At 70.6% G+C, this 11,977-nt stretch carries 11 protein-coding genes and 1 pseudogene; 8 read left to right on the top strand and 4 right to left on the bottom strand.

Annotated features, from left to right (window positions below; translation table 11 throughout):
- Positions 1 to 61: 61 nt before the first annotated feature.
- Positions 62 to 529: an RDD family protein gene (locus tag OG985_RS32915; protein WP_371671983.1), complete on the bottom strand. Its 468-nt coding sequence runs from the start codon at positions 527 to 529 to the stop codon at positions 62 to 64.
- Positions 530 to 741: 212 nt separating this feature from the next.
- Here OG985_RS32915 and glnA point away from each other — a divergent pair, with 212 nt between their 5' ends.
- The gene (gene glnA, locus OG985_RS32910; RefSeq protein WP_371671982.1) at positions 742 to 2,151 is read left to right on the top strand and encodes a type I glutamate--ammonia ligase; all 1,410 of its coding nucleotides are present in this window, start codon (positions 742 to 744) and stop codon (positions 2,149 to 2,151) included.
- A 339-nt stretch (positions 2,152 to 2,490) separates the two neighbouring features.
- On the opposite strand, the gene OG985_RS32905 is transcribed toward glnA, so the two are convergent.
- Positions 2,491 to 3,480, bottom strand: coding sequence for a pentapeptide repeat-containing protein (locus OG985_RS32905; RefSeq protein WP_371671981.1), 990 nt, complete (start codon positions 3,478 to 3,480; stop codon positions 2,491 to 2,493).
- 326 nt (positions 3,481 to 3,806) lie between these two features.
- On the opposite strand from OG985_RS32905, the pseudogene OG985_RS32900 reads away from it, so the two are divergent.
- From OG985_RS32900 to OG985_RS32880, 5 genes and pseudogenes are all read left to right on the top strand, one after another.
- Positions 3,807 to 4,064: pseudogene (locus OG985_RS32900) on the top strand (DUF6009 family protein); the annotation flags it as partial.
- 382 nt (positions 4,065 to 4,446) lie between these two features.
- Positions 4,447 to 4,704: a hypothetical protein gene (locus OG985_RS32895; protein WP_371671980.1), complete on the top strand. Its 258-nt coding sequence runs from the start codon at positions 4,447 to 4,449 to the stop codon at positions 4,702 to 4,704.
- A 10-nt stretch (positions 4,705 to 4,714) separates the two neighbouring features.
- Positions 4,715 to 6,109 carry a hypothetical protein gene (locus OG985_RS32890; RefSeq protein WP_371671979.1) on the top strand — a complete coding sequence of 465 codons (1,395 nt, stop codon included), beginning with the start codon at positions 4,715 to 4,717 and terminating at the stop codon, positions 6,107 to 6,109.
- 108 nt (positions 6,110 to 6,217) lie between these two features.
- The gene (gene htpX / locus OG985_RS32885; RefSeq protein WP_371671978.1) at positions 6,218 to 7,138 is read left to right on the top strand and encodes a zinc metalloprotease HtpX; all 921 of its coding nucleotides are present in this window, start codon (positions 6,218 to 6,220) and stop codon (positions 7,136 to 7,138) included.
- Positions 7,139 to 7,140: 2 nt separating this feature from the next.
- Complete coding sequence (locus OG985_RS32880; RefSeq protein WP_371671977.1) at positions 7,141 to 7,725, top strand: hypothetical protein; 585 nt, start codon at positions 7,141 to 7,143, stop codon at positions 7,723 to 7,725.
- A 40-nt stretch (positions 7,726 to 7,765) separates the two neighbouring features.
- On the opposite strand, the gene OG985_RS32875 is transcribed toward OG985_RS32880, so the two are convergent.
- Positions 7,766 to 8,047: a hypothetical protein gene (locus OG985_RS32875; RefSeq protein ID WP_371671976.1), complete on the bottom strand. Its 282-nt coding sequence runs from the start codon at positions 8,045 to 8,047 to the stop codon at positions 7,766 to 7,768.
- 234 nt (positions 8,048 to 8,281) lie between these two features.
- Between OG985_RS32875 and OG985_RS32870 the strand changes: the two genes are divergently transcribed.
- Positions 8,282 to 9,079 (top strand): alpha/beta hydrolase, encoded by a 798-nt coding sequence (locus OG985_RS32870; RefSeq protein ID WP_371671975.1) that lies wholly within the window; start codon positions 8,282 to 8,284, stop codon positions 9,077 to 9,079.
- A 108-nt stretch (positions 9,080 to 9,187) separates the two neighbouring features.
- On the opposite strand, the gene OG985_RS32865 is transcribed toward OG985_RS32870, so the two are convergent.
- The gene (locus tag OG985_RS32865; RefSeq protein ID WP_371671974.1) at positions 9,188 to 10,537 is read right to left on the bottom strand and encodes a DUF2252 domain-containing protein; all 1,350 of its coding nucleotides are present in this window, start codon (positions 10,535 to 10,537) and stop codon (positions 9,188 to 9,190) included.
- 181 nt (positions 10,538 to 10,718) lie between these two features.
- Here OG985_RS32865 and OG985_RS32860 point away from each other — a divergent pair, with 181 nt between their 5' ends.
- Positions 10,719 to 11,903, top strand: coding sequence for a winged helix DNA-binding domain-containing protein (locus tag OG985_RS32860; protein ID WP_371674571.1), 1,185 nt, complete (start codon positions 10,719 to 10,721; stop codon positions 11,901 to 11,903).
- The last annotated feature ends 74 nt before the right edge of the window (positions 11,904 to 11,977 follow it).

Raw genomic sequence — 11,977 nt, 5'->3', positions numbered from 1 at the left:
TCACTCCGGGCGGCCCCTTCGTCACGTCATGCGGTCGCGCGTCGTACGCAACCGGCGGTGCTCAGATGCGGACCTCGACCGTGCGGGCCAGCCGGTCGTGCAGGCCGCGGCCGTCGCGGTCCCAGATCAGGGCCGGGACGGCCAGGCAGAGCAGAACCGTGCGCGCCATGGCACGCAGCGGGCTTACGGTGCCGGTGTCGAGGGACACCACGCGCAGGCCGAAGAGGCGCTTGCCCGGAGTGGAGCCGACCGTGCCGACCGTCAGGACGCTCAGCACGAAGAAGACGAGCAGGGCCCAGTTGCCGGTCGCCGGCCGGTAGCCGTCCGTGATCAAGCTGTATGCGATCAAGACACCGAAGCCCCAGTCCACGGCCAGGGCGCCGAGCCGCCGGCCCGGGCGGGCGATCGAACCCGGTCCCTCCTGCGGCAGACCGAGTTGCTCGCCCCGGTATCCGAAGTCGGCACCGGCTTCCTCCATGGCCGAGCGGGGTCCGGACAGCCACGATCCGATTGCTTGCCTGTTGTCCACCCGTCCACGGTACTGCGCCCATATATGCCCCCGGGACGGCGGGGTGTCGACAGGCTAGGCTCGAACCCGAGCCGGTTAACTTCTGCGAAACAAATGAGTCACGCCCGAGAAACCACCCGTCCCTAGGGTCGAGGTCAGCGTGTGCCACCGCACTGGCCGCACGAACGAACTACCACCCCGGCACGGGAACGGCCGGGAGTAGGAGGAGCTGGATGTTCCAGAACGCCGACGAGGCCAAGAAGTTCATCGCGGACGAGGACGTCAAGTTCATCGACGTCCGTTTCTGCGACCTGCCGGGAGTCATGCAGCACTTCACGCTGCCGGTGGAGGCCTTCGACCCGGACGAGGAACTGGCCTTCGACGGCTCCTCCATCCGCGGCTTCCAGGCCATCCACGAGTCCGACATGGCGCTCCGCGCCGACCTGTCCACCGCGCGCGTCGACCCGTTCCGCCGCGACAAGACGGTCAACATCAACTTCTTCATCCACGACCCGATCACGGGCGAGCAGTACTCCCGTGACCCGCGCAACGTGGCCAAGAAGGCCGAGGCCTACCTCGCGTCGACCGGGATCGCGGACACCGCGTACTTCGGCCCCGAGGCCGAGTTCTACGTCTTCGACAGCGTGCGCTTCCAGACCTCCGCGAACGAGTCCTTCTACCACATCGACTCCGAGGCGGGTGCCTGGAACACCGGTGCGCTGGAGGACAACCGCGGTTACAAGGTCCGCTACAAGGGCGGCTACTTCCCGACCCCGCCGGTCGACCACTTCGCCGACCTGCGTGCGGAGATCTCCCTCGAGCTGGCCGCCTCCGGCCTCCAGGTCGAGCGCCAGCACCACGAGGTGGGCACGGCCGGCCAGGCCGAGATCAACTACAAGTTCAACACGCTGCTCGCCGCGGCCGACGACCTCCAGCTCTTCAAGTACATCGTGAAGAACGTGGCCTGGCGCAACGGCAAGACCGCGACCTTCATGCCGAAGCCGATCTTCGGTGACAACGGCTCGGGCATGCACGTCCACCAGTCGCTGTGGAGCGGCGGTTCCCCGCTGTTCTACGACGAGGCGGGCTACGCGGGCCTGTCGGACATGGCCCGCTACTACATCGGCGGCATCCTCAAGCACGCCCCGTCGCTGCTGGCCTTCACCAACCCCACGGTGAACTCCTACCACCGTCTGGTCCCGGGCTTCGAGGCGCCGGTCAACCTGGTGTACTCGCAGCGCAACCGCTCCGCCGCGATGCGTATCCCGATCACCGGCTCGAACCCGAAGGCCAAGCGCGTCGAGTTCCGCGCGCCCGACTCCTCCGGCAACCCGTACCTGGCGTTCTCCGCGCTGCTGCTCGCGGGCCTGGACGGCATCAAGAACAAGATCGAGCCGGCCGAGCCGATCGACAAGGACCTCTACGAGCTGGCCCCCGAGGAGCACGCGGGCGTCGCCCAGGTCCCGACCTCGCTCCCGGCCGTCCTGGACCGCCTCGAGGCGGACCACGAGTTCCTGCTCGCCGGTGACGTCTTCACGTCCGACCTGATCGAGACGTGGATCGACTTCAAGCGCACGAACGAGATCGCGCCGCTCCAGCTGCGTCCGCACCCGCACGAGTTCGAGCTGTACTTCGACGTGTGATATCGCCCCAGGTCAGAGCACCTGTGTGCTCTCCTGGGCCGCCTGTGGGCCGTCGGCCGCGCTCTTCCCACTCTGGGAAGCGCGCGGCCGGCGGCTTTTGCGCTCAAGGTCCGGGAGACACTCTCTTGCCGAACACTGAGTCAATGGCCCGGCGCGCCCTACGTCGTCAGTCAAGGCCCGCGCACGGCGCAGGCGTGCGCCACTCTGCGGCGCGCTGTGTGGTGCAGGCGGACGAGATCAACGTCCACCATGCCGACCATGGGTTGGTAGGTGACCACGGGCTCCTGCGTCGCCGGGCACGTGGCGCAGGGCGCAGACTTCGTGTCGAGTGCGTCCTCATCACCGTGAGGTCGCCAGTCCTTTCGCCCTCTTCATCTTGGCCTCGTGGAAGTCGGCGTCGGCTGTCTTGGCTCCCGTCAGGTTCGCGTCGGTGAGATCAGCGTGGGATAGGTCTGCGGCGGTCAGATCGGCGTCACTCAAGTCGGCACCACGAAGGTTTGCCCCTGAGAGGTTGGCGCCCTTCAGATTAGCTGCGTTCAGGTACGCTCCTGTGAAGTTTGGGCATTGTGGCTCCGTGAAGACTTCATCCTGCTCCAGGCACAGAAGGGCACCGGATAGGTCCGACCCGACGAGAACGGCTCCGCTCAAATTTGCATCAGAGAGCACTGCGCCTGTCAGCTTCGTCTCACACCTGTCGCCGCCGGACTTGATTCCGCCTTCTGTATAGGTTCCTGCGCAGAAGTCAGTGTCAATAGCGTTCACGCCTTGAAGGTCGGCGTCCGAAAGATCAGATCCCCATATGATGGCCCCAGACAAGTTTGAATAGTCAAGGTACGCACCGCGAAGATCTAGACCTTCTACAGTCGAGCTGGAAAGGTCTGACTTGCTGAATAGGGCGCCCCGAAACTTTTTCGTCGGCGGGAACTCCAGGCCCTTCAAATCGGCACGCCGCAAATCCAGGCTATATCTATCGCGCTCTGGGTTGCGGCTGGTAAGTGCGTTGACTGCTGCGTCAATGTCAGGAGGTGGAGGATTGCCATCGTTGGCGGGTTCACCAATCTTTTTGAGGTCAGCATCGGATGCGGGCGCATGTTCGCGCACGTAAGCAGCGATCACGGAAACAATTGTTGCTTGATAATCTGGCGAGTCGTGCATGATTTGCTCAAGCGCGAATATTCCGCCAAGGCGTGTGTCCAGTGGTGCGGAACCGAGGTTGGTGACTGCAGAATTGAACCTGCCAGTGATCTGCCCCCGCTCACTGATCGTCAATTCCTTATTGGCCTGAGAGACTTGCATCCAAGTGAAGAGAAGGGCCAGCAGTGCGGCCAATCCCGGAAGGCTAGCTGCGAGTAGTCCTCCCCAACGCATCGAGCCTGCGCCTTCACCTCTGTTTTGGCGTGAAGAGTGCTGACTCCGCCTTGCGCGCTGAGCTGCCACACTGCGGAGTCGTGTGCGGTTTGGTTGCCAGAGCATGGTTCTTCTATGGCAGCACCGTCTCGTCTAGTGCGCCACCGCTCACTCAGGCGGCAGCGGGACTCCACCATTAGGTTCCCCATAGTCCTGCTCGTGAGCTTTGAGACGGCAAGCGGCAGGCAGCTCGCCGGCCAGTAGGCGACAGCCATGAGGGCGCCCCGCGTCCACGCGCCGAGGGCGACGTGTTCGCTGTCGCTCGTGGCATAGCACCCTGGACGATATGCGGACGGTGCGCGCGCACCAGCAGCCGGGTCGCCTTGTTCGCGCTGATTAGGCACCCACATAACACGGTATCCCGGCAATTCGTTCGACGGGTCTCCTGGGTCAAAGAGCACGATCGCTCCGAGCAGCCGGATGGCACGTACAAGACTTCGGCTGCGTCTGAGACTGTGGACCCTCGCACGTCTGCGGGAGTCTGGGGCGGGTTGACGGAGCGCGCTTGGGGGCATCCCTTCCCGAGCCGAGTAGCCCACGCCGCGAGGCCTACGGGCGGCAACAGCCCGGGCCTCTCGTGCTGGCCAACAACAGCGGGACACGGCATGCCTTGGGCCGTCTGTGGGCCGTCCAAGGGTGGCCGACCACGACCCGCGACGACAACAACCACAGCATCCGCGCTGGTTAGAGCGAGGCAGCAAACCCGCCCGCAAGGTACCGGCGTCGGGGCACCACTTCTTCGACGTGTGATCCGACCGACGCGTCACCGGCGCCCCGTCTCCCTCCCGGAGGCGGGGCGCCGTCGTTTTCGCGGAACTCGCTTCACAGACCGGGCACGGTCGGGGGATCATCCATACCGACACAGTTGTTCGAGAAAGGTAAACGGGGATGGCGCAACAGGACGACGAAGAGCGCGAGTTCGACCTCCGATGGGCGGACACCGCCGAGCACAAGGAGCCCTCCGCACGGGCCCGGATGCTCGCCGCGCGCTGGAAGGAGAACCCTCCCGCCCCGCAGCCCTTCCGCGCCGACCCCGAGCACTCGGGGCCCCGCCGGTCGTCATGGGTCTCCACCACCATCGTGCTGGGCAGCGTGCTCGCGATCATCGTCCTGCTGGGGTACGCGAACTTCCGCGCGCCGTACTGAGGGGACGGGCATGCGCGAGGAGATGCGGCGCGGGATCGAGGCCGCGGAGCGGCTGGCGCGGGGGGCGTCCGTGCGGGACACGATCGCCGCGGTCGACACCGACGCGTGGCCGGCGCTGGACGCCGCGGTCCGCGAGATCGACTGGTCCACGCCCGACGCGGGGTATGTGCCGGCCTGGGAACGGATCGCGGGCGGACGCTCGATGACCGCCGTGCTCCGCACCGGCCGGCTCACCGAGCCGCTGCTCGCGCTCGCCCTGTGCCACCGGGACGGCCGGATCCGCGACCGGGCCGTGCGACAGGCCACCGGGCACCGGGATCTGCTGCCGCTGGTCGTCCTGCGCTGCGCGGGCTGGGTGGAGCCGGTGCGCGAGCGGGCCCGGGCGCTGCTGGCCGAGGTCCTCGACCCGGGGTCGGCCGTGCCACTCACCCCGCTGATCCTGCGCGTCGGCCGCCGCGACCGGGGCGACTTCGCCGTGCGCCTGGTCGGCGACGTACTGCGCCGGACACCCCGCGAGCGACTCGGGCGTCTGCTCACCGACGCCGACCGCACCGTGCGCCGGTTCGCCTACCGCCTCGCCGTCGAGGAAGGGTTCCTCTCCCCCGCCGAGCTGGCCCGCGCCGGCGCCCAGGACGACGACGTCGTCGTGCAGAACCTGTGCGCCGAGGCCGCCCTGGCCGCCGTACGGGAGGACGGCGATCACCGCGACGTACTCGAACCGTTGCTCGGTGCCCGCAACCCGCGCGCCCGTTCGGCCGGGGTCACCGCGCTGCGGCGGGCCGGTCTGCCTGCGGAGGCGGAACGGTTCCTCGTCGACCGGTCCGCGGTGGTGCGCGCCTGCGCGCGCTACGTCGTGCGGCAGTACGGGACCGATCCGCTGCCCCTGTACCGCGCCTGGTGCGCCGCCGCCGACGGCCCCGCGCCCGGGGCGGTGTCGGGGCTCGGGGAGTGCGGGAACCGGGCGGACGCCGAGCTCTTGTGGTCGCTGACCGGGCATCCGGAGGCGATGGTACGGGCGCGGGCGGTGGCCGGGCTGCGGCTGCTGGACCTGGCCGACGTACGACGGTTGCGGCCGCTGCTCGACGATCCGGCGCCCGGCGTCGTCGGCGAGACCGCCCTCGCGATGCTGCCCTCGGTGGAGCTGGTGCCCGAAGAGTGGCTGATGGAGCGGCTCGGAGACGGGCGCCCGCCGCACGTCCGGGCGTCGGCGTTCCGGCTGCTCGACGCGCGGGGCGGGCTCGTCCGGCTGCGGGCCGCCCTCGCCGTGCTGGACGGCCCGGACGAGCGGCTGCGCCGGCGGGCCGAGTTGTCGGTACGGCAGTGGCGGCGTTCGCCGGAGGGGGCGTACCGGGACGCGGAGGCGGAGGCGCTGTTGGAGCGTGGTCGGCTTCTTCTGCGGGGGTGACCTTCGGCCGGGAGCCTTTGCTGGTCCTAGGGTCGATCGGGGGCTGTCCATGGAGGGGGCGGGTGCACACTGGCAGTGGGACGAGTGCCTGACTGCGGGGTGGTGCAGATGCAGAGCCGATTCCGGAGCGACCGGCGGCTGACCGTGCGGATGACGGTCACGCTCTTTCTGCTCGGGCTGTTGTACGTGGCGTTCATCGCCGCGTTGGTCGTGCTGCTGAAGTCCTGGGTGCTGGTCGTCGTCGTCGCTGCGGGGATGCTCGGTGCGCAGTACTGGTTCTCCGACCGGATCGCGCTGTTCGCGATGCGCGGCCGGGTCGTGGAACGGGAGGAGTATCCCGAGCTGCACGCGGTGATCGACCGGCTGTGCGCGATCGCGGACATGCCCAAGCCGGTGGTCGCCGTGTCGCACATGGACATGCCGAACGCGTTCGCGACCGGACGCAACCCGGACAACGCCGTGGTCTGTGTGACCACCGGGCTGCTGCGGCGGCTGGAGCCGGCGGAGCTGGAGGGCGTGCTCGCGCACGAGCTGTCGCATGTGGCGCACAAGGACGTGGCCGTGATCACCGTCGCGTCCTTCCTCGGTGTGATCGCGGGACTGATCGTGCGGTTCGCCTTCTACTCGCAGCTGTTCGGCGGGAGCCGGCGGGACCAGAACACCGCCGTCGTCTTCGCCGCCGTGATGGGGGTGTCCGCGGCCGTCTACGCGCTCAGTTTCCTGCTCATCCGGGCCCTGTCCCGGTACCGGGAACTCGCGGCGGACCGTGCGGCGGCGCAGCTGACGGGGCGCCCGTCGGCGCTGGCCTCCGCGCTGACCAAGGTCTCCGGTGACATCGCCCGCATCCCCACCAAGGACCTGCGGACCGCGCAGGCCTTCAACGCCTTCTACTTCGCCCCGGCCCTGGGCTCCGGGTCCGATCTGGCACGGCTCTTCTCCACCCACCCGAGCCTGGAGCAGCGGCTCGACCAACTGGGCCGGATCTCCGCTGAGTTGGGCGAGGCGGCGAGGCCGGGGAAGGCGGGCTGAGGATGGGATTGCTGGACATCCTGCTCGGCCGAACCAAACCGGTGGCCGCGGATCTCGACCAGCTCTTCGCGCTGCCGTCGGCCGCGGTGACGCTGGAGGCGGCTGCCGGGTTCACGCCGACCGGGGCCGGCGCGGTGTGCTTCGCCACGGTCGAGGGCGCGGCCTTCGAGCAGACGCACCGGGAGGTGCAGGCACTGCTCGACGCCGACGCGGACCGGGACGGCCCTCCGGTGGAGCTGCGGCGGGACGAGTTCGGCTACTCCTGGCTCGTCTCGCACCGCTCCTCCGCACAGCTCCCGCTGCTGGTCAACGACCTGCACGCGGTGAACAGTTCGATGGAGGTCAACGGCTTCGGCCCGCAACTGCTGTGTTCCCTCGCAGGTTTTCACGACCCGGAGGGCCGGCGGCTCGGACTCGTCTACCTCTACAAGCGCGGCACGTTCTACCCCTTCGCGCCGCTGCCCGGTGCGGAACAGCGGCGCGACAACCCGCTGGAACTGCGGATCAGGGCGACGCTCGCGAGCGACCTGCGGATCGAGCAGGACCTGAACCGCTGGTTCCCGGTGTGGGGAGCCCCGGGTCTGTGACCGGTGACGCCCGGCGGCGCCACCGGTCCTCGCGCCGGTCTCACTGGCTCTTCCCGCGCTCCTGACGGCGGGTCTCGAACGGGTGCTCGCGGCGGTAGCGGCGCTCCCAACGGGCCTGCTGGTCACGGCGCTCGCGGTAGGCGCGGTAGCTCCCGGGCCCGGCCGCCCCCGAGGGCGAGCCGCCCGAGGTGGACGCCGAGGACGAGCCGCGCCCGTACTGCGTGTAGAGGAAGAGGACGGCGACGGCGGCGAGCCACCAGACGTGGTTTCCGAATCCCAGAACGACCAGGACGACAGTCCCGGCTATGACGATGGTGCCCATCACGGGCCTCCGTGTGCGTGGGTTGGTCCGAGCGGTGATCGATGGGTCCGGCGGGACGCTGGGGAGGGTGTCCGGCCGCGGGTGCGTAGAGAGTAGCCCCGAGTCCGCCGGGTGATGCCGGTCGTGCGGGAAGCGGTGGCGGGCTGCTCCGTAACGCGTCTCCAGCGTAGGGAGGCGGTCACAGGGCGTGCATCTCCTTTTCCCGCGGTCGGGGCGGCGTGAGTGAATGAGGGCATGAGTGAGCTCCTCTTCTTCACGCACACCCACGACGGTGAACGACTCGCCTGCGTGTACGGCGACGGCGGTGGTCCGCAGGCGGCCACCGCCGTCGTGTTGCACGGCGCCGGCAACGGCAGCAAGGAGCGGTTGCTGCCGCTGCTCGGGGACTTCGTGGCGCACGGCTGCGACGCCCTCGCCCTCGACTTCTCCGGACACGGCGAAAGCAGCGGCGAGTTGAGGGAGTTGAGCCTGCGACGGCGCTTCGAGCAGGCGGTGGCCGTGATCGACGCGCGGGTTCCCGAGGACGGTCCGCTGGTGCTGGTCGGGTTCAGCATGAGCGGGCAGACGGTGGCGGACCTCGCCGGGCACTACGGGGACCGGGTGGCGGCCCTCGGGTTGTGCGCGCCCGCCGTGTACGCGGCGGAGGCGTGGGAGGTGCCGTTCGGCGAGGGGGACGGCCGGTTCAGCGAGATCATCCGCAGGCCGGACGGCTGGCGCGCGGCGCCCGCGCTGGACGTGTTGCGGGCGTACGGGGGCCGGGCGGTGCTCGCGGTGCCCGGCACGGACGCGATCATCCCGCCCGCCGTGACCGAGGCGGTCCAGGACGCGCTGGCCGTGCGCTCGCGGCTCACCCGCTTCGAACTCCCCGGCGCGGACCACATGCTGGGGCTCTGGTTCCGCGAACACGCCGAGGACCGGCGGGAGTTCGTGGACACGCTGCTGAGCGGCCCCGGCTACCCGGACGGCGCCCCGGAATCCGATCGGGAGCAGGGCCGGGGGCGGGGTCGCCGAAGCAGTACGCCCGCCGTGTGACCTGGCCGTCCCGGACCGTCGGTCGGATACCCGGGGCGGCCCTCGCCACCGCCGGTCGGATACCCGGGGCGGCCCTCGCCACCGCCGGTCGGATGCCCGGGGCCGCGGTCAGATACCCGGGGCCGCCCTCACCACGCCCGCCGCGACGGCCGCGCACAGCGTCGCGTGATCAACCGCCGTCTGGTCGGCGTAGCTCAGGGCGAAGTCCGCGACGGCCCGGTCGAAGGTGTCCGTGTCGCCCAGGTACCCGGCGATCGCGACACGGTCGCCGGAACGGGCGTGCGCGCGGGCCAGGGCGGTGCCGCACAGCCGGACGTACGCCACCAGGTCGGCCGGGGACATGCCGGCCACGTCCGCGGAGCCCTTCGGGTCGCGCAGCCGGCGCCAGTAGAAGGCGCGGCCCTGCGGCCCGGTCATCCACCCGAGGAAGATGTCGCCCTCGGCCTGCAGCAGTCGCTGCCCGGCGACGACCCGGTGCCCCGGATGGACGTACGGCCCGCCCGGCAGATGTTCCTCCAGGACGGACCTCCGGGCCTCCTTGATCTGGAGGAACAGCGGGTCGTCGTGGTCTCGGCCGGCGAGCAGTACGAGGAAGCAGCGGGTGCCGACGCTGCCCACGCCGACGGCCTTGCGGGCCACGTCCACGAAGCGGTAGCGGTCCAGCAGCATCCGGCGTTCCTCGGAGAGCGTCGAGCGGTAGTCGCAGAAGATCTTGCGCAGGGCCGCGGTGTCGGAGGCGCCGGCGGGTTCGAGGAGCGGCGGGTCGCTGATGATGCGCCGACGGCCGTCGACGACCTCGGTCAGCTTGCCGAGGGCCTGCAGGCTGGTGCGGCGGCGGGCGCGGGTGAGGCTGGACTCGACGTGGCGGCGCAGGCGGGCGGAGCGGACCAGGGGCAGCAGACGGTCGGCGTCGATGCGCTCGTGCCAGACGTCGAGTTCGCCGCGTGGCGCCAGTCGCCGCATGGTCGTGCGGTAGGCGGCCACCGCCTCCTGGGCGGCCCGGCGCACCTTGGCCTCGCCGTGACCGTTCTCGCGGGCGGCGACGGCGACGCTGGCGGCGAGCCGTTTGACGTCCCACTCGAAGGGGCCGGGGAACGTCTCGTCGAAGTCGTTGAAGTCGAAGAGCAGGGAGCGCTCCGGGGAGCTGTACAGGCCGAAGTTGAGCAGGTGGGCGTCGCCGCACAGCTGCACGGTCAGCCCGGAGTGCGGCTGGGCGGCGAGGTCGGCGGCCATCACGGCGGCCGCCCCGCGCAGGAAGGCGAAGGGGGAGGCGGCCATGCGCCCGTACCGGACCGGCAGCAGCTCGGGCAGCCGGTCGCGGTCCTGCCGTTCCAGTACGGCGACGGGGTCGGGCCGCTCGACGGAGGGTATCCACAGGGCGTGCGCGGAGCGGGGTACTCGTTTGCGGGCGGCCCTGCCCCGCTGCACGCGCTGAGCGGGGCCGGCGGGAGCGGTCATCTGCCCTGCCTCTGCATCACGCCTCCCGGTCGTCGCCTGGCTCTCCTGGCTTCCGTCACCTCCTGAAGGCAGTGAAGGCCAGGCGTGGGGGCGCCCGCATGCGGGGTACGGCGTTCGGGTGACGGCGGTTGTCAGTGGCGTCGGGGAGGATCGGCTCAGGGCGATACGGGTGGAGGTCGGCATGGCGGGCGAGGAGCGGTACATCGGAGTGGCGGAGCGCCGGACGAGGCTCGCGCTGCGGCAACGGGTGGCCGGGCCCGCGCGGGCGGCGAGCCCGGAGGAGGTCGCCGGTTCGCTCGTCGCCCTGCACGGCACCGATCCGGCGACGGTGTACCTGGCCGTGGGCGCGCGCCTGGCGGACCCGGCGAAGACGGTGCCGGACACCGGCCGCGCCCTCTACACGGACCGCACGCTGGTGCGTATGCACGGCATGCGGCACACCGTGTTCGTGTTCCCCACGGACCTGACCGCGGTCGTGCACGCCTCGACGGGTCTCGCGGTCGCCGCCCGCGAGCGTGCCGCGCTGCTCAAGGACATGGCGAAGGCCGGGGCGCCGGACGCGGCCTGGCTGAAGGAGGTCGAGGAGTCGGCCTTGGCCGCGCTGGCCCGGCGGGGCCAGGCGACGGCGGCCGAACTGGCGCAGGACGAGCCGCGCCTGCGCGAGCAGTGGGTGTACGCGGCGGGCAAGAGCTACGAGGGGCTGCACACCGTCTCGACGCGGCTGCTGAGAGTGCTGGGCGTGGAGGGGAAGGTCGTACGGGGACGGCCGCTGGGGTCCTGGACGTCCAGCCAGTTCCGCTGGGCGGTGGCTCCCGAGCATCCCGAGCTGGACGCGGCCGGGGCGCAGGCGTCGCTGCTGGGGAGGTGGCTCGCCGTGTGCGGGCCGGCCACGGAGGCCGACCTGAAGTGGTGGACCGGATGGCGGGTGACGGAGGTCCGCCGGGCGCTGGCGGCGATCGGGGCCCGGCCGGTGGCCGTGGACGAGGGCACGGGGTACGTCGTCGACGGCGACACCGGCCCGATGGCGGAGGCCGTCGAGCCGTGGGCCGCTCTGCTGCCGGGACTCGATCCGACGGCGATGGGCTGGCAACAGCGGGACTGGTACCTCGCGCCCCGGCTGCGCCCCCTGCTGTTCGACGGCAGCGGCAACGTGGGGCCGACCGTGTGGTGGGACGGGCGGGTGGTGGGCGGGTGGGCCCAGCGGCCGGACGGGGAGATCGCGTGGCGGCTGCTGGAGACCGACGGGGTCGGCCGGGAGGCACGCACGGCGATCGAGACGGAGGCCGAACGGCTGCGCGGCTGGGTGGGTACGACCCGGGTGACACCCCGGTTCAGGACACCGCTGGAGAAGGAGCTGTCGGCGTAGGGGCCGGCCGACGGGTGGCGCCGGGCACGCCCGGCAGGTCGGCGTACGGCCCGATCCGCACGTCAGCGCAAGGC

The organism is Streptomyces sp. NBC_00289 (assembly GCF_041435115.1).
Classification (GTDB): Bacteria; Actinomycetota; Actinomycetes; order Streptomycetales; family Streptomycetaceae; genus Streptomyces.
The sequence above is the reverse complement of the archived record's forward strand: the minus strand, read 5'-3'. Positions and strand labels throughout refer to the sequence as shown.